This is a genomic window from Sphingomonas sp. Leaf339 (genome assembly GCF_001426195.1).
Classification (GTDB): Bacteria; Pseudomonadota; Alphaproteobacteria; order Sphingomonadales; family Sphingomonadaceae; genus Sphingomonas.
This window is the reverse complement of record NZ_LMRS01000023.1, coordinates 421,846-445,732: the sequence shown is the minus strand read 5'-3', so window position 1 is coordinate 445,732 and position 23,887 is coordinate 421,846. Positions and strand designations below refer to the sequence as shown.

Genomic DNA, 23,887 nt, shown 5'->3' with positions numbered 1-23,887 from the left:
CCGATCGTGGTAACCTCTGACACGGACGCCTCCCTCAGTGGTGTGCAACACCTCCACTATCGCACATCGATGCAGTCGGGGGGCGTCCACCCCATCACCAATTGTCGCCGTTCAGCGGTCAGATATGCGGAAAACCGCGTCGTAATCACGACTGTGCGACAAACAGGTGATTTCGAATGGTAGCCCTTTGATCGTCGCAAAACGCCGTCGCCAACCAACATGTGTTTTCCGACAGGGCATAGCGGAAATTAGGCGATCAAAAGCCGCTAGGCCGGCGTCGCCCGTAGTCAGTCGTTCCGATCTGCCTCCGACGTCCTCGCTAGCCACTTTCGCTCAGGGTATTGTGGGTGGCTATAGCAGACGATGCTGCATCACAGCGCCATATTCTGGGATCGCTTGGGCAACGACATGCCCTGACACCTCGATGGAGTAGCGCCAAACCTCCCCATCGGGATCGGAAAGGGCGAGCCGGAGCATCTTGTCGAAGCCACCCTCGCCGATCTGCTCGTTCATGCTATGCGCGACGTCGTTCAAATTCGATGCGTGCGATCGAAACAGCCGAGCATGGCTCTCCGGCAAGACCGGTAGGTGTTTCGATTGCGTGGTTCCCCATGGTCACGTTAGATGATGCCCACCGCATTGCCATCGATTAGGTAGTGACATCATTTTGCAGTCTGCCGCTATACCATATCGCAACAGCCGCCTGAATGGCATCGAGGTTCTGCTAGTCACTTCTCGAAAGCGATCCAGGTGGGTATTGCCCAAGGGTAAGGTAAAGCAGGGAATGCCAGCGCACCGATCTGCCGCTCGTGAGGCGTTTGAGGAAGCCGGCGTTACAGGCACGATTAGCGCCCTACTTGTTGGGACCTACCATCAGTTGAAAACTCAAGACGACGGCCAAGCCGAGATGGTAGCTGTTCAGGCGTTTCCGATGCTGGTTCGTCAGGAAAACAAAAGCTGGCCGGAAATGCACCAGCGACAGCGATGCTGGATGCCCATCAACACAGCGATTGGAGCTGTAAGAAATAGCGAGCTTCGTGCGGTGCTGATCATGTTTGCACAGGGACTACCGAACGTCGCCTAGGTCTTTAGATCGCCAACTACTGGTAAAACACGAACCGGCTTAAACTAGCGGTCTTTCAGTAGTCGAATTATGACACAAAGGCGCCACGTCCAACGTGGGCGTAACGCGCGTCGTGTCCGCACGACTAAGAGTGATCACGCTCCATCTTTGTGATGGCACCGGAATGCGGGTCGACGTGAAATTCGTAGTTCACTTTGGCTTTGCGGGCTTCGCCTTCCCAATGGCCATCGTCGGCTTCCAGCTTCGTGACCCGATAGCCTCGCTTGGAAAGCATGGCCTTTACCTTAGCGCTGCTGATCCAGTTTTTGCCTGGCATATCTGCAAAGGCGGGGGAACCAAGTCCCGCGGTTACAACCGCAGCGATGAGAATCTTCTTGATCATAATCGACTCCTTATGCGCTGAGTTCAAGCGCATAACATTTAACCGTCGTTCCGACTGACATTGGAAAATGTCGCCCTCTTTGAACGCCGCCATGATCATCGTTCCTCGCCAGCGATGAGCTGCGTCTCGCACGCTACTTGCTCCCTGCCTCGACATGGAATGTTGCAACACAGCAACAACCCCGTATGATACGCTATATCATGTCGCTTGCAGATTGAGGCCTATGCCCGGTAACAACGGTAACCCTATCGCTATCCACGAACTGGCGCTTGCCTACGGCAACCATCGCGTTCTCGACGGTCTTTCGCTTACCGTTCCTGCCAGCAGCATCACGGCGTTGCTGGGCGGCAACGGAGCGGGCAAGTCGACCACCTTGTCCGCCCTGCTTGGTTCTGTGCGCGCCGATGCGGGACAGATCGCAGTCTGCGGCATCGATCCAGGGGCTGACGCTGACGCGGCACGCCGACGCATTGCCTATCTCCCCGAAAACGTCGCGCTGTACGAGCATCTGAGCGCTGTTGAAAATGCCGATTACCTACTGGCACTCGCCGATCAACGTCAGAACCGGGGAACAATCACCGACGCGCTGGCTGCTGCCGGATTGCAGGACCGGGCGTGGGACCAGCGGCTGGGCGGCTTTTCCAAGGGGATGCGGCAGAAGGTCGCGATTGCAGTGGCGCTGCTACGCGAAGTGCCGGTACTGCTGCTCGACGAGCCGACCTCTGGTCTCGACCCGCGCGCAACCGCCGATTTCAACACGCTACTCCTAAAAGTGCGCGACCGCGGCACCGCAGTGCTTATGGTAACGCACGACCTCTTATCTGCCGCCGATGTCGCCGACCGCATCGCCTTCCTTGAACAAGGCCGGATCGTCGAGGATGTCACGGCCACCGGGGCCGAACGGTTCGACATTCGCGCCCTGCACGCGCGGTTCCAGATTGGCGTAGGGACCCGTGCGGCATGAGCGCGATCCACCTGATCGCGCGCGACGAACTCCGGTTGATGGCACGCAACCGCGTCGCGGTGATCGCGCTTGTTCTGCTCGTCCTGCTGACCCTGGCGGCTGTACTCAGTTCATGGTCGCACCAGCGGGCCATTGCCGAGTTGCGCACGCGGCATCAGCAGGTGGCCGCTGCGGCGTTCAAGGCTCAACCCGATCGCCACCCGCACCGCATGGTCCATTACGGCACCTTCATCTATCGACCGCTGGGTGCGTTGGCCGCGTTCGATCCCGGTGTCGATGCCTTCACGGGCAACAGCATGTTTCTCGAAGGCCACCGCCAGAACAGCGCCAATTTCGGCGACGTCCGGCAAAGCTCGCTGCTGGTGCGTTTTGGGCAACTCACCCCCGCCTTCGTCCTCCAGGTTGTAGCGCCGTTACTCCTGATCTTCCTGGGCTTCGGCGTGCTGGCGCGCGAGACCGAGCGAGGGACACTGCGATTACTGATGCTGCAGGGTGTCTCGCGCGGACAGCTGGTGCGCGGCAAGCTTGCCGCGCTCGGGATCGTGGCCGTGATCGTCGGATTGCCGGCGATGGTAGGTTTTGTCGCAGTCGTCGCGCAACCCGGCACGCTAGCGTTGCCAATGGCGGCCATCGGACTTGGCTATGCGCTGTATCTTGCCCTGTGGGTCGTCCTGATCCTGCTAGCGTCGGGCTTTGCTCGGCGCGGGCGCGATGCCCTCCTTGCACTGCTGGCAATATGGACGGTCGTGGTCGTGCTGCTGCCGCGCATCGCCCCCGACATCGCGGGGGCCGCGGTGCCGCTCCAGAACCGTCTTCAGACCGATGTCGCCATCGCGCGAGACCTGCGCCAGCTAGGCGACAGTCACAATCCCGACGATCCGCATCTGGCAGCCTTCAAGCAGTCGGTCCTGCAACGCTACGGCGTAACCCGGGTCGAGGATCTGCCGGTGAACTACAAGGGATTGCTGGCGATGGAGGGGGAGCGGCTGACGTCCGGTCTGTTCGATCACTATGCAGGTGCCAGCTTCGCGGCACAGACCGCTCAGAACCGGTTGGTCGACGCGATCGGTGTCCTGAGCCCAACGATCGCGATCCGCGCGCTGTCGATGGCTGCGGCGGACACCGACTTTGCCGGACACCGTCGCTTCCTCGAACAGGCGGAGGCGTATCGCTACGCCCTCGTGCAGCGTCTCAACCGGATGGAGGCGAAGAACGTCAGCTACGCCGACGATATAGCCGAGGATGCGGGTGCCGATCGCCGCAAGCGGATCGCAGCGGACAATTGGCAACATATGCCTGATTTCGCCTTCGTTGCGCCAAGCGCCGCGGCGCTTGCGACCGCGGCGCTCCCCGGGATCATTATTCTGGGACTGTGGCTGGCGGTCGCCACACTGCTGCTCACACGGGTGACCCGTCGTCTTGGAGCCCGTTAATGACCCTGTGGATACACGAACTTCGCCTGTTGCTCCGTGCGCGATTAAGCGTCGTGGCACTGATCCTGCTGGCCATACTCACCGCCGCTGCTGTCATCGCGGGCATGGTGGAAATCTCCCGGCAGCGCACCGCGATCGCTGCAATCCCGGCCGCGCAAGCCGAGGATATCGCTGCCGTTGCCGACTATGTCGATCGGACCAAGGACGCGGGCAGTGCGGGCTATTACAGCTTCCACCCCACCTGGGACGCACCGTCCACGCTGTCCTTCGCCGCAATCGGGATGCGCGACGTTACGCCCTACATCCTGCGCGTCCGGGCTTTAGGGTTGGAAGCACAAATCTATGACGGCGATGTCTTTAATCCTGAACTCGCTCTGCCAGGCCGGTTCGATTTCGCGTTCGTGCTCGTCTTCCTCGCGCCGCTGTTCGTGGTGGCGCTGTTTCATGATCTGACGTCCGGAGAACGCGAGGCGGGGCGGCTGCGGATGCTGGATGCTCTACCGCGAGGCGGCGCAATGCTGCTGCGGCGACGTATGCTGTTGCGTATCGCGCTATTATGGGCGGCCCTTGCCGTGCCCTTCCTGGTTGCCGCGGTCGCGTCCGGTGTCGGGGGCGCAGCCATCCTGGCGGTTCTCGCCGTGATCCTCGCCTACCTGCTGTTCTGGATGGCACTCGCTGCACTGGTCGCGAGACTCCGCTGGAGCTCGGTCGCAAACGCTGCAGCGCTGGCAGCGTGCTGGCTTGTACTGGTGCTCGTCCTGCCGACACTGGCGCACGTCGCAATCAACCGCGCCGTGCCGATCGGTCAGGGCGCAGAGATCGCGCTGGCCCAGCGCGAGATGGTCAACCGCGCCTGGGACATTCCCCGCGAAACGACAATGCGCCGCTTCTATGCCGGTCATCCCGAATGGGCGAACTCCGCCCCGCTCGGGTCCACCTTTCATTACAAATGGTATTTCGCCTTCCATCAGGTCGGGGATGAAAGCGTCGCGACCAAGGTTCGTGCTTATCGAAGCGGGTTGGAACGCCGCGATGCCGCTGCGCGCATGCTTGGGTGGGTGCTGCCTTCGGTGGGAGTACAGGCTTTGCTGACCCGGCTGGCTGACACCGACGTTCGCGCACAGCTGGCATATCAGGACCGAGTGCGTACCTTCCACGCCAGGCTGCGCAATTTCTACTACGGGTATCTGTTTCGCGACCGGCCGTTTGGCAGAGCCGACTTTGGCGGGGCGCCGAGCTTTACCACTCGAATAAATGCCGCGGGTGGATCAGGCGAGGCTGCCGACCAGTGACGATACCGCCCCTCCACGGCGGTGATCGCTAACCCGGCGCTACCAGACCTTCCGCTCTTGAAAAACGCGGCCATCAGCAATTCGTCAAACATAATAAGATAACATCACCTAAGGGGATCTACATGCGATCATTCGCGATAGCGCTTGCCGCCACCGCTGCGATGCCGATGCCTGTGTTGGCGCAGGAGGTCGTTCGGGAAGCTGACGCAGTCGAAGACGACGATGAGGCCGGCGAGATCATCGTTACCGGCAGCCGTTTTGGTGGCCGCACGGCAACGCAATCGTCGACGCCGGTGGACGCCATATCGCGCGAGGCGCTGCAACAGAGCGGGCGTGTTGATCTCATCCAGATGCTGAAGGTTCAGGTGCCGAGCTTCAGCGCTCCGCGACCGCTGGCATCCGGTGTCGGCGATTTCATCCAGCCACCGTCCCTGCGCGGACTAGGGGCCGGCGAACTGCTTGTGCTGATCAATGGCAAACGTCGCCACACCACGGCCGACCTCAATTCGAGCAACGGCATCGGTCGCGGCGACGTCGCGGTTGATTTCAACGCCATCCCGACCCTTGCCATGTCGAGGATCGAAGTGCTGCGCGATGGTGCTGCCGCCCAATACGGCTCGCACGCGATCTCGGGGGTCATCAACATGATCCTCGACCGCTCGCTCGGCACCATCGCGCAGGCAGGCTATCGGTGCCGATAACCCCTCCGGTCTTCGCTATTATGCGGCAATGGGCTTTGAAACTTACCGCGAGCCGGAAGGCATCGTCCAAAAGGTATATGTCATCGGATAGCGCCGCTGACTCACAGCATCTCCTAAAATTCGATCGTTTGCAGGAAGGCGTCTATTGGGCAGCTCGGTTCGAAAGCCTCGTCGCAGTCCACCACTTGGCGCAATCCAACTGTCGCAAGAGTGCCGACATTTGAGCCGTCCAAAACTCAGTAATTCTGCAACGATGAGCTTATTGCGTGTGTGTACCGGGTTGCAGATAGGTTGGGTTCCGCGCGCCGGATGGCGGATCAAGCACGAAGCGAGGGTATGATAGAACCAAGCCCGTGTTGGGCAGCTTCACGCTTTGCACTCCCCCGGACTGCCGGGTGCGAGCTGCACCGCCAGTCCCTGCCAGCGTGCCGAAGCCGTAATCCCGAACCACGTTGCTGAAGAGTACGGCCGACGAATAGGTGAGTGGTCCGATCAGGACCGTGACCTTGCCGGCGAAATGGAGCGGTTCGTCGGGAACCGGCTGGGTCGGCGTCTCGATCGTGCCCGCGGTCACCGCCCCGGTCCGCTCGCGCTTGAGATAGGTGGAGCCCTGCTTGTACGGCCGTGTCGCGATGTAGCGCAGGATGCCGTCCTTCCACATGTCGTCGTTGCCTCCGCCATTGGCGCTGACATCGATCACGAGACGATCGGTTGCAGCTGTCTTCATCCGGGCGAAGCAGTCATGGCTAAACCGTAGGAAGCGCTCCTTGTCCTCCCAGACGAATGACGCCACCGCCAGCTGCGCCGATCCATCCGCGTCGACGCGGCAGGCGAACAGTCGATCGAAATCGGTATCTCGCTGAAGGATCGCCGGGAGTGCGTGCCCGGCCGCCACATGGTGCTGCTTCCCGAGGCCGCTCAGCTCCAGGTCGTAGGTGGTCGGCGTCCCGTACAGCTTGGAGAAGAACAGCCACCAGCGTTGTGCCAGCAGGGCATTGCGGAAGGCGGGTGTGTCTCCGTGAGTCCTTGCGAGGAGCGAGCGGGCTACTGCGCGCGCATCACGTCCATCGATGCGCAAGATGCGGCGACCGGCCAAGGGCGTGGCTACTCCGCCCAGCGCGGCAGCGATTACCGGATAGCCGCTGTCATCAAGCCTGACCTCGAACGGGAAAAAGCCTGTCCCCTGCCGGACTGCTTCCGCGCCTTGCCCTCGCCAGTCTGGCAGGCCGATAAACAGATGACCGTCGGCCAGCACGGGGTTGATCTGCGCCAGTGTCGCCCAGGCTTCTGCCTGATCCATGGGGTGGTCGAGTTGCCGGCGTACCCTCTCGCCTTCCTGCTCAAGCTTTGCCGTTGTGACCGAGTGGCCGAGGTCGGGATGCTGATGCTCGATGGTGTCGAGCGCGAAGCGAAGGTCGGCTTGCAACGCGGCAGGATCGTAGATCGGAGCAGCGGTCACGTTCGCTGGAGTGGCGAGCAGTGCCAGTGCAGCCGGGATAGGGAATGATCCGATACGAAACGCCAATGCCGTTCTACCTTTCAGCCGTTTCCACCGAGGAAGCTTGCCCGATGTGATTCGTTGAAATAAGTAGGCTATATTTCAACAATGGTCTATGCCGATGAACACTGACGATCCACGTGCAGTCCGCAATCCGGCGCAGGTACGGCTGCTCAGCTCACCGGTGCGGCAGGAAATGGTTGATACGCTGGCCGCGCTCGGCGGTGAGGCTGGCGTGGCTGATTTGGCGGAACAGCTCGGACGGCCCGCGGACGGTCTCTACTACCACCTGCGCGCACTGGTGGCGGGCGGACTCGTCGAGGAATTGCCAGATGGAGGAGTTGAGCGTCGCTTCCGCCTTGCTGGGGAAGGTAGTGCTCCGCTTCGCCTCCTCTATAACCTTGGCGCGGAGGGCAACGCTGCCGAACTGCGGGCCTTCGTCGGTGGTTTATTGCAGATTGCCGGGCGGGATTTTGACAACGCGCTCGAAGGTGGGGACGTCGTCGTCGCTGGTACCGGGCGGGAGCTTTGGGCATCGCGCAACAAGGGTTGGCTCAGTCCGGCCGACGTGGCGGAAGTAAATGCTCTGCTTGCTCGACTAGGCGAGATAACCAGCCAGCCCAAGGGAGCTGGTCGGGATCGGCTCGCAAGTTTTGCTTTCGTGTTGGCCCCTCTCAATGCGAGGCCGAAGCGCCGAATATCACGCAAGGCCGATCAGGGCGAAGGTACCTGACGCCCACGCTTGCCCAAGGCATGAACCTACCGAGCGACATCGTGCTGATCGCCGGCGATAGTCGCTGGGACGTGGGCAAGCCGACCCATTTCCTCGATGAGCGAGGAACAGCGATCGAGGCGCTCGACATCATGCCCACCCGGCGCATGGTGAAAGAAACCTTCATCTGGCAGGACTAACTGAAGGACGAGCTGGACGTGCGCGAGTACCAAGCCAAGCTCCGGAAGGAGCTCGACTGGGTTACGAACATCTTGGCCGAGACGGACGGTCACGACGTCGAGTCATGATCGTCGGTCTCGGCCGACCTCTCAATACATCGTACGTTTCCGCACCAAGCGCAGAGTCTCCAGGACCCCTGGAGCCCGCTCCCGGAACTTGCCCGGCTTGATGCCAAGCTCGGCGTGGGCCGTCAGCGTCGCGAGTTGTTCTTCCGGATTGGCGTGCAGATACGTCTCGATGCTCTTATAGCCTACGTGGCGGAGGTGGCGTGCCGCTTTTCGCGGATCCTTGGTCGCTTTCAGGACGGCCATCGCGCAGGAGTGGCGAAGGACGTGCGGGGTGACGCGCTTTCTCGCGATGGAAGGCATGACGCGCGCCGCGATGCCGGCGTACCTGGTGAGGAGGTAGGCGAAGCCGTCGCGGGTCAACGGCTCGCCGCCCCGGTTGACGAATACGAGCTGGGACGCCGTCTGTGGCCTGGCGTCGAGCCATGCCCTGAGCACGTCCACATGCTCAGGCAGGAGCTCCATCACGTCCTTCGTGCCGCCCTTGCCCAGGATCGTCATGTTGGGATTGCGGCCGAGCCAGAAGTCGCCAATCCCAAGCCGCAACGCTTCCGACACGCGCAAGCCGTTGGCGTAGGTGATGAGGAGCATGGCCCTATCTCTGAGCCCAAAGCGCGAGTTGGGATCGGGAGCATTGAGGACCGCCGTGACCTCCTCAAGGGTCAGGTAGGCGACGACTCCCTTGCTGTACCGCTTACCCGCGATCGCCTTGACCCTGGAAACTTGGTCGAGGAGCGCCGGGTTCTTGAAAGCCGCATAGCCGAAGAACGATTTCAGGGCGGACAGACGCAGGTTGCGCGAGCGCACCGTGTTGCCGCGTTCCTCCTCCAGGTAGTTAAGGAACGTGAGCACCGTGTCGGGGTCCAGATCGCTGAAGAGCAGGCGATCCGGAGCCGTGCCCTTCTCCCTGGAGGCGTACTGTAAGAAGAGCAGCAGGGAATCCGCATAGACCTCCTGCGTTCTCGGGCTGAGGCCGCGGACGCGAACGAGGTGTTGGTCGAGGTAGCCCGACACAAGGGTCGGTACGTCGTTAGGCGTGCGATTGCGCATGACGCATATCCTCTATGGCTCTGGCGATGGCGAGCTTGGTTTTGGGCAGGAGGCGCAGGTACCAGTAGGTGCTCCTCACGCCGACATGACCGAGGTAGGTGCTGAGCGCCACGATGTGGTTGGCGACGAGCTCCTCATCGTGCGCGCACGCGGCGAGCGAGTTGATGGCGAAGGTATGCCGCAGGTCGTGGATGCGGGGCAGCCCGCTCCCATCCCGGCCCTTCATGCCGAGGAGGTTCGTGCATCGACGAAATACCTGGTCCATCTGGACTATGCTGGGTGTGCGGTTCGTCCAGATCACGAACAGTTTGGGGGCGTCGAGTTCGGGGGGTCTGAGCGCCAGATAGTTACTCAGCGCACGCACGGTGCTGTCGTCCACGAAGACGAGCCGATCCTTCTTGAACTTCGACTGGCGCACGAAGAGTTCGGAGCCGTTCATGTCCGCGAGCCTGAGGTTCAACGCCTCGCTCAGCCTCATGCCCGTCGCCGCGATCAGCCCGATGATCGCACGATAGGTGGACGCATCGTATGGATGTCTTAGTCCCAACGACCCGAACCCGTCCATGATGCGCAGGATTTCCTCCTCGCAGTACACAAAGGGGGTGAGCCGGTTACGGCGTCCCAGCCGCGACGTATAGTCCGGCGGCAGGATCTCGTGCCTGTCGTCCTCGGCGCGCAGGAACACGCCCAGATTCGCCAGCCAGTCGAGGTGTGTACGCCGGGAGTTGGCACTGCCCAAAGATCCCGTCCAGGCGAGGACGTCATGGTTGCGGAGATGGCTCGCACCCCGCGCGGCGGCGAAGGCGGCGAACTTGCGGAGCCTGACCCGGAGGTCGGCGTCCTGGTACCCGAGCTGCTTGCGCAGCTCGAGATAGCCCTCCACGGCTCAGTCATCACCGCCAAGATTGCGGATAACGCAACGAAAGGCGGGGCATCGACTGTTGGCGGTGGCAGATCGTTCACCACGTCCTCAACCACGGTCGCGCAGCTGAATTATGTTGTCAGTTCCAGCACGTCCGACGTCATTATTACGGCAGCGGGCGCCGTCATCATCAGCCCTGGTGCTGGGGCGGCAACGCGGGCGAACTTGGCCATTTCGGTCAACGGGGCGATCGTGCTGAGCGAGCAGATCGGCTCGCGGGGTATCGTTTCGAATTTCAACTATCCGATCCCGACCGGCGGCCTTCAAGGTGCCTGCACCATCCAGATGACGCTCACGGCGACCGGCGGGAACGGACAGGATGACCCTCATACGGTGAACCGCCCGACCCTGATCGTGCAGGAGTTCAAGAAGTGAACAACCGCTTCGCGATCCTCGACGCCAGTCGGGTGCTGCAATCCTATTTCTCGACATCCGACCAGACGCAGCTGGCGGCGAACATCCCGCCCGGTGGCAGCAGCATCCGCACGGACGACGTCAGCGAGCCGGGCACCGTCAAATACGATACCGCAGGCAACCGGGTGGCCATCTCACTCTCCGCGCCGGTCGAGACGGCAGAACAGGCCTTGGCCCGGATGATAGGGGTGATCGACGGTGAACGCGAAACCCGGATGATGACCGACCTGACCGATGGCGGCGCCAAGAAGTACGAATATGCCGAGAAGGCGCGCGAGGTCCGCGACTATCGATCACTGGGCGGCGCGGTCGTCGCCAGCTTGCTCATCCCGCTGAACATCAACGGCACGCGGGATCGGTTCGGCTGGTCGATGGCGGAAGCCGACGACACCGGAGACACGCTGGAAACCGTAATCGCCCGCTACGAGGCGAAGATCATTGCCGCGACCCTGCCCCGGAAGGTCGCTGCCCGCGCGCAGAAGCTGAAGCGTCAGCTGCGCGCAGCAGCGCCGACCGCGCGCGCCGCGATCTTCAACGCCCGCACCTGGCCCTCCTGACCGCCTGAAGGACACCAACATGGCAAACAGCAGTTACGCGGCCCAGTCGGTCGCGAACGGACCCATGACGCTTGCGCCACCCAGCTTCAACGGCATGGGCTGGCTCGTGGTCGTCAATCTGGCGGTGATGACGATCGCGACGATGGTCGGCGTCATGGTCATCGTGAAGCTGGCCGGCGACTGGCTGAAGCATCGCCGCCTGGACACATGGCTTTCGCCCGCCTCAATTTACCGGCTGCTCGGCATCCTGTTCGCCTGCGGCATCACGCTTCGCTGCGGGGCGGAGGCGGTCAGCTTGTGGGGTTGGAACCCGCAGGACCCGATCGCGACCGGCGTCTATCTGACCGCCAAGCGGCTAACTGATCCCATCGCCGTCACCTTCGGCGTGGGCGGCCTGATGATGTTCATCCTGTCCGAGCCGGGGATGATCGAACAGCAGCGCAAAGAGCCGTGGCCGGTCAACATGTGGCTGGCGCTGCCAATGGTGAAGCAGATGCTGTGGCTGGGCGGGATCACCTTCATCGCCGCAATCGGCGTGGTGTCCACGCGATGATGACGACCAGCGGCATACTGAAATCGGGGGCAACCATGGGCGCATTACTACCCGTCGCCGCGGCTGCTCTCGCGAGCAAGGGCGCGACGATCGCGACATCTGAGCCGGCGATCTGGCATTTCCTGGGCTATCAGTTCGAAGCGGCCGGTATGATCGCGGCGCTGTTCGGTTGCGTTTCCGCCCGGTTCTGGATCGGGGCAGCGCAGAACGTGCGCCACGAGCATCGCTGGTCGCTGGATATCCCGGTGACGATGATGGCGCTGGCGATGGCGGCTGCGCTCGTCATCTCGCGCCGGCCGGAACCGCTGGGCGGGCTGTTACTCGGCGCGGGCCTCGGCGTCCTGGGCGAGGGCATCTTCAAGCTGGCCGAACACTACCTGCAAAAGGCGGGCGCCGTGTTCGGTCTCGACACCGAGAAAACGGAATAACTGGCACCCCCACAGAGCCGTAGCGATACGCCGCTCTGTGGGGGTGTCGGCCGGCCGATACGCTGCCGGCCTGCCCGACGAAATACCGGCAAATCATGAACATGGAGCAAACGACCATGACGACGGCATCCGATCCGGCGTGGTTTACGGCTGCGCGGTCGCATCTTGGCATGCGCGAAATCCCCGGCCCGACGCACAACAACAAGCTGCTGTCGCTGCTCAACACCGCGAGCCGGTGGAACGGCGTCATCTGGCGCAATGACGAGATGCCGTGGTGCGGCGGGTTCGTCGCGGCCTGCCTGGTCGAGGTCGGTATCGAGCCGGTGAAGATCGCGGCGCGCGCGGCGAGCTGGGCGACGTGGGGTGCGAACCTGCGGCCCGATCGCCTCGCGCCGGGTGCGGTCCTCGTCTTCCAGCGCGAGGGCGGCGGGCACGTCGGCTTCTACGTCGGCGAGGATGCCCGGTATTATCACGTGCTGGGCGGCAATCAGAGCAACGCCGTTACCATCACCCGGATCGCGAAGAGCCGCCTTGTCGCCTCGCGTTGGCCGCGCGGTCACGCCGTATTCGGCGGTCCCGTGAAGATGACCGAGGTCGCCGGCATCCCCGTGTCCACCAACGAAGCCTAACCCAAGCGGAGAACACAACATGAAGATGATCCTGATCCTCGCCCTCGCGGCGAGCCTGTCGGCGTGTGCGACCGACAGCACCCCGAGCCCGAACGGCTCTGGTCGCCCTCCGGCCAACCCGCGTCCGGTCGTGGACGGCAAGTAATCCCCTCATCTGAAGGAACATCATCATGAATATCGGCAACATCCTGAAGGCGATCGTCAAGGTCGCGAAGGCCAACCCCATGCTCGTCGCTGGCGCTTTAGCTGCGGGCAAATCAGCGGTCAGCGCCGGCAAGCAGATCGTCAAGGCGGTGAAGGACGAGGCGAAGAAGCCCGCGTCTGTCGAGGTGTTGGCCAATGGGCTGCGTCTCAATGGCAATACCAAGATCGAGGGCGACCTGACGGTCGCCGGCAGCAAGTCGATGACCGACCGCCCCAGCGCCTGATCTCGCGCTCATCTACGAAGGAGGCTTGAATGCCTGACCCCTTTGCCGGCGTGTTTTCTGGCGTCTCCGATCCCGGCGAACGGGCGGCGGCTATCACGCCCAGCGACACCGCTGATCTGCCGGAAACGCCCAAGAGCCTGTACGTCGGCACAGGCGGCGACATTGCGATGATCGGCGATAACGAGCCGTCGGGCTCGGTGCCGGTCATTTGGCGAAACGTGCCAGCCGGCGCGATCGTCCCGTTCCGCCCGCGGCGCATTCGAGCCACCGACACCACCGCAGCCGATATCGTGGCGATCTACTGATGCGGCTCGGCTTTGGTCTGCAATCCACCGCGGCGCGAGGTCGGTCGACGCTTGCCCTGCTGCTCGCCGGCACGATCGGCGCGGTGATCGCCCGCCGCTGGGCCGACCCCGCCCCCTGGGATGACAATCAAATCTGGAAGGACGCCGTATGACCGTGCTCTCGACCATTCCTAACGGCGCTCAGTACAAGGATATTCGCGACACCGTGAACGCGATGTTGGTGGATGTAGCGACGCTGAAGCAGGGCGCTGCCGCGCCAGCACCCGCGCCGTCCTTCACGACGCCCGCCACAATCAGCAGTGATGGCACCCCGCAGGTCGGGGAGCAGCTGACCGGAAACGATGGCACGGTCGCGAACGGATCGATCACCGGCCGTCAGTGGCTGTTGGCAGGGACGGCAATCAGCGGCGCGACCGCCAGCCTGTATACGCCAACGCAGACCGGGGATCACACCTATCGCGTTACAGCGCTGGGAACGAACGGGGCGACGATCACCAGCTCGGCGACCGTGCCAGTGGCGACCGCAACGCCAACACCAACGCCAGCCGCCTTCACCATGAGTCAGCTCACGCAGTCGAACCGCACCTATCAGCGCGAAACGAAGACGGACGGCGGGCCAGCCAAAGGCAAGGGGCGCATTCCGGTCACGCTGAACGTCACGACGGCGGGGCCGATCTATGCCCGCACCCGTTCGATCGACGGCAACGACACGATCCTGCAAGCGGCATGGCTGGCGGTAACCAACGCGCCCGTCGCAAATGACTCTGTCGATATTCCCGGCGTCGAGGCGCGCACGGGCAAATTCTATCTCGACACGGCCGCGTCGGCGTCGGGACCGTGGAAGTTGGGGACCGTCCCGGTCGGCATGGGCCGCGTCATCTTGATGACCGGCCAGTCGCTACAGGTCCGCAACTTTTTCAAGACTAACGACACGACGACAATCGCGGGAGCGGGCATCACCGTGACCCAGAAGGGCGCTGTCCTCGGGTCGGGCGACACCACGACTAATAGCGCGTGGGTCACGCCGTCCGATGCCGGGCCTGCGACGTCCGCTGGTGCGGCTGCGCTCATCAATATGCAGTCCGATTTGTTCGGTGTGCAGATCGGTCTGGTTTTCTGCGCGGTCGGGAATACCAGCCTCACAACGTGGCAGGCAGGGCAGGCGAACAGCAACAGTGCCGTCGCCACGCTCTCCCAGATCGACAAGCGGTTTGAGGCGCACTGGCAGTATCAAGGTCATTCCGACATTGATAAGGGGTACGCGGCATATTGGGCACTGCTCAAAGGCTGGATGGATATCGTCGCCGCTAATACGGTGGGCACCGCCCCAGCTCGGTATTTTACGGCGATCCCGAATATCAATTCGTCCAATTTCGGACCGGAGCCGTTGCGCGCCGTTCCGCGCGGCGTTGCCGAGGATTATGCCAAGGCGACGGGCGGGACCTATCTGCCGATGAACGATATCGCGATGGTCCCCGGCGAAGGTATCCACGCCATACAGTCCGGTTCTGTTCGGCAGGTATCGCATTTCCACCGCGCGACGCGGCAGGAATTGGGCCTAGTCGGCGACAAGGGGCCGGTCATGGGCGTGCCAGTTGTCAGCGGCTTGACTGTCACTGTGCCAGTCATATTGCCCGCCGGCGCGACGACCCTCGCATTGGGAGCCGATCCGAAATCGCGCTTCGCCGTTCGCGAACGTGGCAGCAACGACGTACTGACAAGCAGTGCTTTGGCTTACAACGCGCCGAACCTAGTCTTCACCCTGTCCGCAGCGCCCAGCAATCGGATTGAAGTGTCCCCGTTCCTTACGTCCGGTGACGATGGCACGGTGAACATGATTTACGACAATTCAAACGACGGTGACGGCATCCCTGTAGGGCGCCAGCTATTCACGCCTGGGCGGCCGCTTCTCAGTCGTCCGAAAATTTCGGCCGTCCTGTCGCAGAACGTTGCTTTCGCAGCCGGCAAATTCGGGCAAGGCCGCTCTGCCGGGCAGATCACGCTACCCGCCGGGACCATGCCCAGCACCTACGGCGGCTTCACGTTCGAGATGGTGGTTACGCCGTCGTCGGTAGTTGGCGGTGTGCAAGTGCTGCTGGGTGTCGAGGGCTACGGCTATTTTCAGCAGGACGGCGCTACGATTGGCGTACCTAATGGTGAGAGTGTTCCGATTTTGGTTGGCCAATCGTATCACATCGTCTTTTTTGTTGATCCCGGCGGCAACAGCAAGGGCTTCTATGTCAACAGCGTTCCCCTTGGGTTCGGAAACCAGAACAACCCGACCACTGCCGGGCAGATTTGGATCGGACACCTCAACGGTAACGCTGAATACACGCGCGGCGTCATTGACGAGGTGGCGATGTTCTATGCGCCATTCAAATATCCTGTTGCTGGCTTCACCACGCCAACTGCGCCTTATGTCGGCAACGAGGATGGATTGCTTCACCTGTGGCATCTGAATGGCGACGGCGCCGACAGTTGCTCGCTCAATTCCTGATAAGGAAGGCATCATCATGCGATACCTCATGACGTTCGCGGGCCTGTTACTCGCTTTGTGCACTGCCACCCCCGCCACAGCCCAAACCGTGGCCGGCTGCGGCACGACAACCCCGACAAAGGCGGAAGCCGCCAGCATCCCGAAGCTGACCCTAAAGGCGGACTGCTTCGCCAAGGCCGGCACCGCGGCGAGCAAGGCCGAACAGGTCCACCGCGCAGCGATCGTTGCTGCAGCGCCCAAGCCGGTCGAGCCGAAATACTGGATCGACTGCGCCAAGGAAACCGAGACGTGCCGCGTCCCGTCTGCGACCCGCGTCCGCTATGGCGCGGCCGGCAAGTTCGCCTATCGCGATACCACCACCGCGATAGGCTGCGGTAACGGCACGTTCGGTGATCCCGCCCCCGGCATCGTCAAGACGTGCGCCTATGGCAGTGCCACGCCCGCGCCGGTGATGACGCCCGCGCCATCGCCGATTGCAACACCGCTGCCTGCGCCGGTCAGCACCGTCACCGGCAAGCCCGCCGCCGCGCGCGATCGGCTCGGCCTGAACGTGGCGGGCCTGACGTACTATGGCGGCGAGCCAATCTATGCGAACCAGCTTTACGGGCTCCGCTGGCTGGTGAATTGGCAGGGCATCGACGCACGCTTCCTGCGCCCAGACGGCTTCCCGATCGCGGTCGATGGCACTGCGGCCGCGCCGGTCGTGACGTCGATCCTCAATCCACCTGCCACGGCCAAGACGACAGACGATGCAACGACCATCTGCCGGTGGGAGGGTAACGGCGAGGTTTCGCTGGGCGGCAACGTCAACAAGCTGAAGCATGGCGATCACAGCGTTCAGTTCACCTGGACCAAATCGATCAAGGAAGATGGCGGCCGGATGTGGCTGTCGATCATGCGGTCGAATGCGGCCGATCCTGTCCGGGCGATGGATTGCCGCCTGACGACCGAAGCCCGCGACCTTGTGTTCGCCCCGTCAGTGCTATCGTACCTCAAGCCCTTCGGCGTACTGCGCTTCCTCGACCAGTCGGCCGCGAACGGCAACCCGCCGTCTGTGACTTGGGCAACCCGCTCGGTCCCCGGCGATCTGATTCAACGCGGCACCGACAACATCGCGATCGAGAACATGGTCGCGCTCGCCAACGCCAACGGGTCGAGCCCATGGTTCACGGTGCCGTGGAACGCCGACGCCGACTACCACCGCCGCATGGCGCAGCTGGTCCATGACAGCGTGCCGGCGGGCAAGCCCGTCTATGTCGAGATCAGCAACGAGGTATGGAACTACTCGTTCGGTCAGGCGGGGCAGGCGCAGACAGAGGGACTGGCGGCAGGACTGTCGGACAACGCGTTTCAGGCGAACATTCGTCGGCTGGCGCAGAAGACGATCGAGATCATGCCGATCTGGGCCGAGGTGTATAAGGATCGCCCTGCCGATCTCGTCCGCGTCATAGCGACGCAGGCCGATAACGCATGGGTCGGCGGCAACCTATTCGAGTTCGATAACGGTGCCATCGCCAAAAACATCGATGCGGTCGCCATCGCGCCGTACTTTAAGATCGACACCGACAAGCTGGTCGCGAATCACGCCACCAACATGACTGCGCTCGCGGCGGAAGCGAAACGGCAGGTGGCCTTCCAGTCGGCCGCATATAAGACGCTGACCGACAAGTGGGGCAAGCGGCTGATCGCCTATGAAGGTGGCCAGCATCAGATCGACCCCGACAATCAGGCACGGCTGGAAGCCATGAACCGCGACCCGGCGATGGAGGGCATTTACCGGCAGTACCTGACCGACTGGCAGGCTCTGACCGGCGACCTGTTCGTGCTGTATTCGGCGACCGGACCGTTTTCGAAGTATGGTGCATGGGGCCTGCGCGAATATGCCGGCCAGCCGCTATCCGAGACGCCGAAGCTGCGCGGCGTGCTGGATTTTGCAGATACTCAAGATGTACCAAAATAGGACAGCGGAAAAAGGTCTGTTGCCTACCATGCTTCAGTAAGACATCTCGTTTCGTAGGCGGAATACCGTCACAGGGAGATACCATGAGCCTTCATTCAAGGACAGCGCTGTGCGCTGTCGCGCCTGTTGCTCTGCGTAGCTCAAATTCACCTATCTCAACTCAGGAGTTAACTAGCGAGAACAAGCACTATCTCGAGTTAGACGGCTTGCGCGGTGTCGCAGCTCTGTCCGTGGCTCTGTTTCATCTGCAGCATTTTTATGGCGGTCAAAGCTTTTTCGGGCACGGTTACTTAGCCGTAGATTTCTTCTTCATGCTCAGTGGCTTTGTGTTGATGCACGCCTACGGTGAGCGGCTAGCGTCCAGAGACACCTTGGCGCCTTATTTACGTGATCGCGCGATCCGCCTATACCCGATGCTAATAATTGGTGCTGTTATTGGATTCGGTTTTGCCTACATCACCCGAGAACAGACGTCGCTATCGTTAGCATTCATCATAGCCGCTTCCGCAGTCAACGCGGCAGGGCTTCCCGCCATATGGAGCAAGAATCCGTTCTGGATAAACGGGCCTACATGGTCGCTTTTTTTTGAAGTCGTTGCGAGCGTATTGTTCGGCCTCCTGGCGTACTCAATAACGACCCGCCGCATCATTTTGGTAGCCGGGTTGTCCGCATTTTTGATGCTGGTGCTCAATCATCATGTTGGTCTCTTCGGCTTCGGTTGGACGCGTAAGACAATGGCTGCTGGTTTTGTGCGGGTCTGCGCGAGCTTTGCGATTGGCCTAATCTTGCAGCGCCTTCATTCGGCTGGGATGCTCGCGAATGGAGGCAAGCGGTGGTGGGTCGCGCCTGTATTAGTTGCGTCCTTTCTATTCTTGCCAACCTATTCCGAGCATTCAGTTTTTTATGATCCAGCGGTGGTTTTCGGGCTTTATCCGCTCCTGATCTTGGCCAGCGCAGGGAGTCAGGACCTTTACCCATCAATATCAAAACTTAGCGGAGCGCTTTCATACCCTTTCTACGTCGTTCATATTCCACTGTTAAGCCTGATCGAGCACTATCTTGTGACCTTTGGCGTCAAATTAAATGGTTGGACCGCATCGTCTAGTCTCATCGCGTCTCTTGCTATCTCGTGGGTACTATTGCGCTACTACGACGAACCGGTGCGCACCTACCTCAGGCGGCGCTTTGGTAGCAGACGACATCGCGGATAGGGCAAGCCGATATCTGCAAAAAGTCGCTGACGTTCCTGTAAGGCGTTTGCGACTTTGGTTGCGGCCCGTATTGACCGGGTTAACTTCAGCAAAGGAATGCCAAAGACTGCCGCAGTTAATGGAAGTCGGTCGGCCGTCTCCAGCATCACGGTATTACTGGTCGGCCGGCTTGCCCTCCCGCGTAGGAAAGACGGGTCCGCGGACCGTCATTCGCTCGGCAGGGTATGGACGCTGAAGTGCCAAGACATCGTCGTATGTGCCGGTTAGCCACCTATCCTCGTCGTCGCGGTGCAGGATTGTGATCATCGCCTTCGGATGGATCGGCGCGACCAACTCGTTCGCATCGCACGTCACCATTGCGAAGTAGCGCTCGTCACCGATCTGCCGCCAGAACCCGCCGATCGCGAAGACGTCCGCGTCTTTCACGTCAAACCACACCTCACCCTTGACCGGCTTGCCTTCGCCCACCTGATGCTTGTCAGGTGTCCATTCGCAGAACTCGGTCAGCGGGATCAGGCACCGGTTCTCCGGCCGCGCTGCCAACGCGCGCCATTGGGGCAACTTCAGGTTACGGACGTTCGTCATAGGCCACGGTGCCTGACCGGCTGTCACGTCCCATTGCATCACGTCCAGACCGCGACGATCGCCGTCCTGGCGAAAAACGTAAGCCCGGCTCTTGGGGTATAGCTCGACCGGGTTGAAGCGATTGTCCATCGGCTTCGGATTTAGCCAGTCCCCACCGAACCGGCTGATCAGTGTCTCAGGTTCGCCGCGATTGCGGGCTCGATTACACATCGATCTCTCGTCGGTTCAGTTCGGCTGCGAGGCGATCGGCTTCCTCGTCACCCACTTCGCCCGTCGTCTGCTCGTAGGCATTGCGAAGCTCGTCGTCCGTCATCGCAGCGATAACGGCGGGATCGGTCAGATGCTGGCTCATGTCGAAAGCCTACGCCTTCCCAGCTCATGCGCAACCGCAGGCTTGCCCCCGGCCGTATAACGCTTTGATATCCAATAGCACGAACTGGCCCGCGAAGAGGGCAACCGGCATTGAAAACAAAGGACAACGCCGCTCCACGGCTGAAGCGCTGCTTTGCGCTCGCTTGAGGCGATAAAGCCATATTCGAACACGTCCGCCGATCGATATCGGAATACCGATAACGGCTGAGCGGGGGTGCCGTGGGCAAACACGGCAACCGACGAGCTATGACCCTCGTCACGCGCGGCTGGCCTAGCCGCAAACGTCCCGCACCCATGCATGGGCGGGCGCCTATTGAGACCTGAAACCTATGGAGTCGAATCTTTATGACGTGCGGCCGGTAAGTCCGGCCGCGCCGTACATTGGCGGCAAGCGCAATCTTGCCCAGCGGGTTTGCACCCTTATCGGGTCAACGCCGCATAAGACCTATGTTGAGCCATTCGTCGGTATGGGCGGCGTCTTTCTACGTCGGAACCGCCGGCCGTCAGCCGAGGTGATCAACGATATCAGCGGCGACGTGGCCGGGTTCTTTCGCATACTGCAGCGTCACTATCTGGCGCTGATGGACCTGCTGCGGTGGCAGATCACCAGTCGGGCGGAGTTCGATCGGCTGCTGGCGCAGGACCCCGATACGCTGACTGATCTCGAAAGGGCGGCGCGATTCCTATACGTTCAGCGTTGCGCTTTCGGGGGAAAGGTCGCCGGCCGCGCCTTCGGCGTCAGCGTCAGCAATCCCGGCCGGTTCGATGTGACGAAGCTGGCCGTCCTCCTCCCGGAGATCCACGAACGCTTGGCGGGCGTCATTATCGAACGCCTGCCATATGGGCAGGTCATCGAGAGGTATGACAGTCCGGACACGCTCTTCTATCTCGACCCGCCCTATTGGGATTGCGAAGGGGATTACGGTCCGGGCGTTTTCAGCCGTTCGGATTTCGAATTATTGGCCGAACAGCTCGCTAGCATCCGCGGTCGTTTTATCCTTTCGATCAACGCAACGGACGGATCGCGGGCAGTCTTCAACCGCTTTGCAGTGGACGAGGTGATGACAACATATTCCGTCGGTCAGAAGACGGAAGGCGCGCGAACGGCGCCAGAATTGATCGTGAAAAGTGCTGGGATCGACTGGTCGGGTCCTTTAATTTGACCGCCGCCGTGGCTCATGGCGTCGCGGTGAGCCACGTCTGCTCGTGACATATTCCTTTGCCGCAGCGCGCCGACGGACCCTATTTGTTCCTCAGCATTCTGATTGCCCATGCTATGCCAAAGCTATGAAAGCGAATCGACCTGACGCGCCAAATTTGGCGCAATTTGCCAAAATAGGTCGTGAGGAGCCTCGATGGGTACAATGTCGACAAAAATATTTGTCCGCCGAATCATTCCGCTTGCACTTCGTTAAACCCGCAGAGAACCGCGCGCCGCAAGGCTCACACGTTCGCAATAAGTCAACGGTTCATCGCGCCCCGCCGAAAAGCCTATTGCTCCCACCCTCGTTCTATCACAGTCCGTATTGGTGAGGACCGATGGCGGACCCGATTGATGGTGTGTTGGAGGCTCTTCATCTTCGTATCGATTGGCGAACGGAGACATTTTAAGGTGATGACTATCGACTAACGTCAGAAAGGAACTCTGCTCCATAAGCAAAAAGGGCCGACCTTTCGGCCGGCCCCCCCGGATATCCGGACGGTTACCCATCGCGAAGCTCCTGTCTGGAAAACTAGGCGTCGCATGGAAGGCCATCCGGATCAACCCCTGGTTGATGAAAGGATGACCGAATGGTCTTCGTTCATGCGTATACTCGCGTCCGTTTTGGACGGCTTGAGTTCGTGTGTGCGCACTGGCGCTCTCGTTAATGCGATAGCCGTGCCACAACCGTTGCACGCCGCGACGGCCATTATAACTCAACCGGAGGGGTTGCGCGCTGCAACCCCTCCCCCCAGCCACTTTGCTTCAGGCATGTTCACTTTATCGAACCCGGCTATGCAATGTCGAAAGAGGCGATCAAGGGCAGTATATGGAAGACGCGGTGTACGGTTTGGGGGCGGCGTTGACGGGCTCGCTTCTGACTTGGCTAGTTCAGCATTGGTATGCTGGCCGCGCGAAAATTTTGGAAATCGACGACCCTATTCTGCTCGGATATATTGAAGGTGGGTTGCGCGAGGCCGTGCAAACTGCGGAAGAAGGTGATGCCATCCATATAATCGAGATTTGGAATAAGGGTCGGAAGGCATTAGTTGATCTTTCGTTCGACATTATAGAACCAGATAATCGTGGCGGTATTTCAAATGCCGGTTTCGTCTTTCACTCTGGCAGCGCCCCGAAACCTCGCATTCAGCTGGTTGAAGGCCGGATACAGATAAAGCATAATTGTATCCAACCGGTTGAACCCCTTCGTATGTGGGTCATTTCTAAAAGCCGAGCGCCTTTGCAGCTTCACTGCGCTTCCGATGCCATCCGAGTCCGCTCTCGCCGTCCTCGACGCACGATTCGAATACCTCTCATCAATTAAGGCTAGGCGGAACGTTGACACCGATGGCCGGGCGGACGAGCTTTTTTAGTGGTGGTAACGCTCAAGCCGCTTGCCCAAATGAAAAATCGTCTCGTACAACCCGGTTTCACCTCAACTGCGGTTTAACGGGTACGGCCGGGATTGGTGGAAAGCGGCCATTCCGGAGACGTAAAGAGCCGCCGACCTTCCGATCGACGGCCCTTCGCCCAGCTTGAAAGGAGTCTATCAGGCGAGCCGGATACGGGTGTTGATCTTCTTGCGCCGCATCGCGAAGCCCATGGCACCGAAGCCCAGCGTCATCATCGCCCATGTCGATGTTTCTGGAACGGCGCTGGCAGTCGCCACGGCGTTGCTAGTGAACGTGAAGCTCACAGAATTCGCCGTCCCGTTCACTGAAGACGTGGCCAAAGAAAATGTCCCCGACGTCGCATCCGCCGCCACACCATTTGTAAAAGTGCCGGTGCCAGTAATCGTGATGCTAGTTCCTAGCGGCGATCTCGTGAGGCTGGCATTGGCGAACGCAAACGCGATATTACTAGCCCCGCCGAAGCTAATGAAAGGATTAGTGACGTAGGGGTTCGCGATACCAGCGCCTAAAGCAATGTCGGATACTGACGCAAGAACGCCATTTAGACCTGCGAAGCTTCCTTGAGCATTTCCAACAAGGGCTGACCCATTTGTGCCGTAACCATTCCCTGTTCCACCAAACGCATCACCAAAGTCCAACCCCGTCGCCGTTGATGCTGTCCCACTGACGTAGTTACCCGAGAACGACGCAAGCGAGAATGAACCGATGATGGGAGCCGCGTTGGCCGAGCCCGCAAGCATCGTCGCCGTCAACGCCGCTACAATAAACTTCTTCATAAAAACCCCCCCACGTCTTGCGACCGTTCGCATCGCACCCGTAACGCCGTTAACAGGTCAATGACCAACGAGCTATCATGATTACTTGCATTAATTAGTAGGTTCCCGCTTCGGGACGGTTAGACCTTATTATTTAGATTGGGTCATGCCGGTACCGAGCAGGTTCTGACTGTCAGATGCGAACGTCCACCTTTGGGCGAAAGCGGTCGTCCGCCA

Annotated in this window: 29 protein-coding genes; 21 read left to right on the top strand and 8 right to left on the bottom strand. The window is 61.0% G+C overall.

Annotated elements, in window-relative coordinates; all coding sequences use genetic code 11:
• Positions 1 to 351: 351 nt before the first annotated feature.
• A complete protein-coding gene (locus tag ASG67_RS12435; RefSeq protein ID WP_156460796.1) occupies positions 352 to 513 on the bottom strand; it encodes a hypothetical protein in 162 nt (53 codons plus the stop codon).
• Between the two features lie 154 nt (positions 514 to 667).
• Between ASG67_RS12435 and ASG67_RS19845 the strand changes: the two genes are divergently transcribed.
• Complete coding sequence (locus ASG67_RS19845) at positions 668 to 1,084, top strand: NUDIX hydrolase (protein ID WP_162244355.1); 417 nt, start codon at positions 668 to 670, stop codon at positions 1,082 to 1,084.
• Between the two features lie 124 nt (positions 1,085 to 1,208).
• On the opposite strand, the gene ASG67_RS12425 is transcribed toward ASG67_RS19845, so the two are convergent.
• The gene (locus ASG67_RS12425) at positions 1,209 to 1,466 is read right to left on the bottom strand and encodes a PepSY domain-containing protein (RefSeq protein ID WP_056530679.1); all 258 of its coding nucleotides are present in this window, start codon (positions 1,464 to 1,466) and stop codon (positions 1,209 to 1,211) included.
• 223 nt (positions 1,467 to 1,689) lie between these two features.
• Between ASG67_RS12425 and ASG67_RS12420 the strand changes: the two genes are divergently transcribed.
• From ASG67_RS12420 to ASG67_RS12405, 4 genes are all read left to right on the top strand, one after another.
• A complete protein-coding gene (locus ASG67_RS12420) occupies positions 1,690 to 2,430 on the top strand; it encodes an ABC transporter ATP-binding protein (protein WP_056530452.1) in 741 nt (246 codons plus the stop codon).
• Positions 2,427 to 3,863: an ABC transporter permease gene (locus ASG67_RS12415; RefSeq protein ID WP_056530450.1), complete on the top strand. Its 1,437-nt coding sequence runs from the start codon at positions 2,427 to 2,429 to the stop codon at positions 3,861 to 3,863. Before ASG67_RS12420 ends, ASG67_RS12415 begins: the two co-directional genes overlap by 4 nt.
• On the top strand, positions 3,863 to 5,155 hold the full coding sequence (locus tag ASG67_RS12410) for a DUF3526 domain-containing protein (protein WP_056530448.1): 1,293 nt from the start codon (positions 3,863 to 3,865) through the stop codon (positions 5,153 to 5,155). Before ASG67_RS12415 ends, ASG67_RS12410 begins: the two co-directional genes overlap by 1 nt.
• 167 nt (positions 5,156 to 5,322) lie before the next feature.
• Complete coding sequence (locus ASG67_RS12405) at positions 5,323 to 5,856, top strand: TonB-dependent receptor plug domain-containing protein (protein ID WP_235535186.1); 534 nt, start codon at positions 5,323 to 5,325, stop codon at positions 5,854 to 5,856.
• 259 nt (positions 5,857 to 6,115) lie between these two features.
• On the opposite strand, the gene ASG67_RS12400 is transcribed toward ASG67_RS12405, so the two are convergent.
• Entirely contained in the window at positions 6,116 to 7,381 is a 1,266-nt protein-coding gene (locus tag ASG67_RS12400; protein ID WP_156460795.1) for a S41 family peptidase, read from the bottom strand.
• A 94-nt stretch (positions 7,382 to 7,475) separates the two neighbouring features.
• Here ASG67_RS12400 and ASG67_RS12390 point away from each other — a divergent pair, with 94 nt between their 5' ends.
• Both ASG67_RS12390 and ASG67_RS18965 read left to right on the top strand, forming a co-directional pair.
• On the top strand, positions 7,476 to 8,087 hold the full coding sequence (locus tag ASG67_RS12390) for an ArsR/SmtB family transcription factor (protein WP_200940781.1): 612 nt from the start codon (positions 7,476 to 7,478) through the stop codon (positions 8,085 to 8,087).
• 41 nt (positions 8,088 to 8,128) lie between these two features.
• Entirely contained in the window at positions 8,129 to 8,266 is a 138-nt protein-coding gene (locus ASG67_RS18965) for a hypothetical protein (RefSeq protein ID WP_156460794.1), read from the top strand.
• Positions 8,267 to 8,395: 129 nt separating this feature from the next.
• On the opposite strand, the gene ASG67_RS12385 is transcribed toward ASG67_RS18965, so the two are convergent.
• Positions 8,396 to 9,421, bottom strand: coding sequence for a tyrosine-type recombinase/integrase (locus tag ASG67_RS12385; protein ID WP_056530433.1), 1,026 nt, complete (start codon positions 9,419 to 9,421; stop codon positions 8,396 to 8,398).
• Positions 9,402 to 10,160: a tyrosine-type recombinase/integrase gene (locus ASG67_RS12380; protein WP_162244354.1), complete on the bottom strand. Its 759-nt coding sequence runs from the start codon at positions 10,158 to 10,160 to the stop codon at positions 9,402 to 9,404. The genes ASG67_RS12385 and ASG67_RS12380 overlap by 20 nt, the downstream gene beginning before the upstream one ends.
• Before the next feature lie 24 nt (positions 10,161 to 10,184).
• Between ASG67_RS12380 and ASG67_RS18960 the strand changes: the two genes are divergently transcribed.
• From ASG67_RS18960 to ASG67_RS12330, 12 genes are all read left to right on the top strand, one after another.
• A complete protein-coding gene (locus tag ASG67_RS18960) occupies positions 10,185 to 10,718 on the top strand; it encodes a hypothetical protein (RefSeq protein ID WP_156460792.1) in 534 nt (177 codons plus the stop codon).
• On the top strand, positions 10,715 to 11,314 hold the full coding sequence (locus ASG67_RS12370; RefSeq protein ID WP_056530424.1) for a hypothetical protein: 600 nt from the start codon (positions 10,715 to 10,717) through the stop codon (positions 11,312 to 11,314). The genes ASG67_RS18960 and ASG67_RS12370 overlap by 4 nt, the downstream gene beginning before the upstream one ends.
• A 19-nt stretch (positions 11,315 to 11,333) precedes the next feature.
• The gene (locus ASG67_RS12365; RefSeq protein ID WP_056530420.1) at positions 11,334 to 11,867 is read left to right on the top strand and encodes a hypothetical protein; all 534 of its coding nucleotides are present in this window, start codon (positions 11,334 to 11,336) and stop codon (positions 11,865 to 11,867) included.
• A gap of 35 nt (positions 11,868 to 11,902) precedes the next feature.
• Positions 11,903 to 12,295: a hypothetical protein gene (locus ASG67_RS12360; protein WP_235535185.1), complete on the top strand. Its 393-nt coding sequence runs from the start codon at positions 11,903 to 11,905 to the stop codon at positions 12,293 to 12,295.
• 116 nt (positions 12,296 to 12,411) lie between these two features.
• Positions 12,412 to 12,924, top strand: a complete 513-nt coding sequence (locus ASG67_RS12355) for a TIGR02594 family protein (RefSeq protein WP_056530676.1) — start codon at positions 12,412 to 12,414, stop codon at positions 12,922 to 12,924.
• 19 nt (positions 12,925 to 12,943) lie between these two features.
• Entirely contained in the window at positions 12,944 to 13,069 is a 126-nt protein-coding gene (locus tag ASG67_RS19715) for a hypothetical protein (RefSeq protein WP_268796292.1), read from the top strand.
• A gap of 25 nt (positions 13,070 to 13,094) precedes the next feature.
• Positions 13,095 to 13,352, top strand: a complete 258-nt coding sequence (locus ASG67_RS12350) for a hypothetical protein (RefSeq protein WP_056530415.1) — start codon at positions 13,095 to 13,097, stop codon at positions 13,350 to 13,352.
• Positions 13,353 to 13,381: 29 nt separating this feature from the next.
• Positions 13,382 to 13,657: a spike base protein, RCAP_Rcc01079 family gene (locus ASG67_RS12345; RefSeq protein ID WP_056530414.1), complete on the top strand. Its 276-nt coding sequence runs from the start codon at positions 13,382 to 13,384 to the stop codon at positions 13,655 to 13,657.
• Entirely contained in the window at positions 13,657 to 13,809 is a 153-nt protein-coding gene (locus tag ASG67_RS18955) for a hypothetical protein (RefSeq protein WP_156460790.1), read from the top strand. The genes ASG67_RS12345 and ASG67_RS18955 overlap by 1 nt, the downstream gene beginning before the upstream one ends.
• Before the next feature lie 404 nt (positions 13,810 to 14,213).
• Positions 14,214 to 16,154 carry a LamG domain-containing protein gene (locus tag ASG67_RS18950; protein ID WP_162244353.1) on the top strand — a complete coding sequence of 647 codons (1,941 nt, stop codon included), beginning with the start codon at positions 14,214 to 14,216 and terminating at the stop codon, positions 16,152 to 16,154.
• Between the two features lie 16 nt (positions 16,155 to 16,170).
• A complete protein-coding gene (locus ASG67_RS12335; RefSeq protein ID WP_156460788.1) occupies positions 16,171 to 18,114 on the top strand; it encodes a hypothetical protein in 1,944 nt (647 codons plus the stop codon).
• 83 nt (positions 18,115 to 18,197) lie between these two features.
• Complete coding sequence (locus ASG67_RS12330; RefSeq protein WP_162244352.1) at positions 18,198 to 19,325, top strand: acyltransferase family protein; 1,128 nt, start codon at positions 18,198 to 18,200, stop codon at positions 19,323 to 19,325.
• A 153-nt stretch (positions 19,326 to 19,478) separates the two neighbouring features.
• Here the strand turns inward: ASG67_RS12330 and ASG67_RS12325 are convergent, their stop codons facing one another.
• Positions 19,479 to 20,120: an SOS response-associated peptidase family protein gene (locus tag ASG67_RS12325; protein WP_056530406.1), complete on the bottom strand. Its 642-nt coding sequence runs from the start codon at positions 20,118 to 20,120 to the stop codon at positions 19,479 to 19,481.
• Positions 20,113 to 20,262, bottom strand: a complete 150-nt coding sequence (locus ASG67_RS18945) for a hypothetical protein (protein ID WP_156460787.1) — start codon at positions 20,260 to 20,262, stop codon at positions 20,113 to 20,115. Before ASG67_RS18945 ends, ASG67_RS12325 begins: the two co-directional genes overlap by 8 nt.
• Before the next feature lie 349 nt (positions 20,263 to 20,611).
• Here ASG67_RS18945 and ASG67_RS12320 point away from each other — a divergent pair, with 349 nt between their 5' ends.
• Entirely contained in the window at positions 20,612 to 21,445 is an 834-nt protein-coding gene (locus tag ASG67_RS12320; RefSeq protein ID WP_056530403.1) for a DNA adenine methylase, read from the top strand.
• Between the two features lie 867 nt (positions 21,446 to 22,312).
• Complete coding sequence (locus ASG67_RS18940; RefSeq protein WP_156460786.1) at positions 22,313 to 22,807, top strand: hypothetical protein; 495 nt, start codon at positions 22,313 to 22,315, stop codon at positions 22,805 to 22,807.
• Positions 22,808 to 23,032: 225 nt separating this feature from the next.
• On the opposite strand, the gene ASG67_RS12315 is transcribed toward ASG67_RS18940, so the two are convergent.
• Complete coding sequence (locus ASG67_RS12315; RefSeq protein WP_056530396.1) at positions 23,033 to 23,671, bottom strand: PEPxxWA-CTERM sorting domain-containing protein; 639 nt, start codon at positions 23,669 to 23,671, stop codon at positions 23,033 to 23,035.
• Positions 23,672 to 23,887: the final 216 nt, after the last annotated feature.

Bases quoted from the DNA above. Each gene is read 5' to 3' on its own strand.
- ASG67_RS12420 (WP_056530452.1), top strand. From the start codon at position 1,690: ATGCCCGGTAACAACGGTAACCCTATCGCTATCCACGAACTGGCGCTT.
- ASG67_RS12390 (WP_200940781.1), top strand. From the start codon at position 7,476: ATGAACACTGACGATCCACGTGCAGTCCGCAATCCGGCGCAGGTACGG.
- ASG67_RS12330 (WP_162244352.1), top strand. From the start codon at position 18,198: ATGAGCCTTCATTCAAGGACAGCGCTGTGCGCTGTCGCGCCTGTTGCT.
- ASG67_RS12350 (WP_056530415.1), top strand. From the start codon at position 13,095: ATGAATATCGGCAACATCCTGAAGGCGATCGTCAAGGTCGCGAAGGCC.
- ASG67_RS12320 (WP_056530403.1), top strand. From the start codon at position 20,612: ATGGAGTCGAATCTTTATGACGTGCGGCCGGTAAGTCCGGCCGCGCCG.
- ASG67_RS12355 (WP_056530676.1), top strand. From the start codon at position 12,412: ATGACGACGGCATCCGATCCGGCGTGGTTTACGGCTGCGCGGTCGCAT.
- ASG67_RS18955 (WP_156460790.1), top strand. From the start codon at position 13,657: ATGCGGCTCGGCTTTGGTCTGCAATCCACCGCGGCGCGAGGTCGGTCG.
- ASG67_RS12425 (WP_056530679.1), bottom strand. From the start codon at position 1,466: ATGATCAAGAAGATTCTCATCGCTGCGGTTGTAACCGCGGGACTTGGT.
- ASG67_RS12335 (WP_156460788.1), top strand. From the start codon at position 16,171: ATGCGATACCTCATGACGTTCGCGGGCCTGTTACTCGCTTTGTGCACT.
- ASG67_RS12435 (WP_156460796.1), bottom strand. From the start codon at position 513: ATGAACGAGCAGATCGGCGAGGGTGGCTTCGACAAGATGCTCCGGCTC.
- ASG67_RS12325 (WP_056530406.1), bottom strand. From the start codon at position 20,120: ATGTGTAATCGAGCCCGCAATCGCGGCGAACCTGAGACACTGATCAGC.
- ASG67_RS18940 (WP_156460786.1), top strand. From the start codon at position 22,313: ATGGAAGACGCGGTGTACGGTTTGGGGGCGGCGTTGACGGGCTCGCTT.
- ASG67_RS12365 (WP_056530420.1), top strand. From the start codon at position 11,334: ATGGCAAACAGCAGTTACGCGGCCCAGTCGGTCGCGAACGGACCCATG.
- ASG67_RS18945 (WP_156460787.1), bottom strand. From the start codon at position 20,262: ATGAGCCAGCATCTGACCGATCCCGCCGTTATCGCTGCGATGACGGAC.
- ASG67_RS12415 (WP_056530450.1), top strand. From the start codon at position 2,427: ATGAGCGCGATCCACCTGATCGCGCGCGACGAACTCCGGTTGATGGCA.
- ASG67_RS12345 (WP_056530414.1), top strand. From the start codon at position 13,382: ATGCCTGACCCCTTTGCCGGCGTGTTTTCTGGCGTCTCCGATCCCGGC.
- ASG67_RS12360 (WP_235535185.1), top strand. From the start codon at position 11,903: ATGGGCGCATTACTACCCGTCGCCGCGGCTGCTCTCGCGAGCAAGGGC.
- ASG67_RS19715 (WP_268796292.1), top strand. From the start codon at position 12,944: ATGAAGATGATCCTGATCCTCGCCCTCGCGGCGAGCCTGTCGGCGTGT.
- ASG67_RS12410 (WP_056530448.1), top strand. From the start codon at position 3,863: ATGACCCTGTGGATACACGAACTTCGCCTGTTGCTCCGTGCGCGATTA.
- ASG67_RS12405 (WP_235535186.1), top strand. From the start codon at position 5,323: ATGCCTGTGTTGGCGCAGGAGGTCGTTCGGGAAGCTGACGCAGTCGAA.
- ASG67_RS12315 (WP_056530396.1), bottom strand. From the start codon at position 23,671: ATGAAGAAGTTTATTGTAGCGGCGTTGACGGCGACGATGCTTGCGGGC.
- ASG67_RS12385 (WP_056530433.1), bottom strand. From the start codon at position 9,421: ATGCGCAATCGCACGCCTAACGACGTACCGACCCTTGTGTCGGGCTAC.
- ASG67_RS18950 (WP_162244353.1), top strand. From the start codon at position 14,214: ATGAGTCAGCTCACGCAGTCGAACCGCACCTATCAGCGCGAAACGAAG.
- ASG67_RS18960 (WP_156460792.1), top strand. From the start codon at position 10,185: ATGGTTGCGGAGATGGCTCGCACCCCGCGCGGCGGCGAAGGCGGCGAA.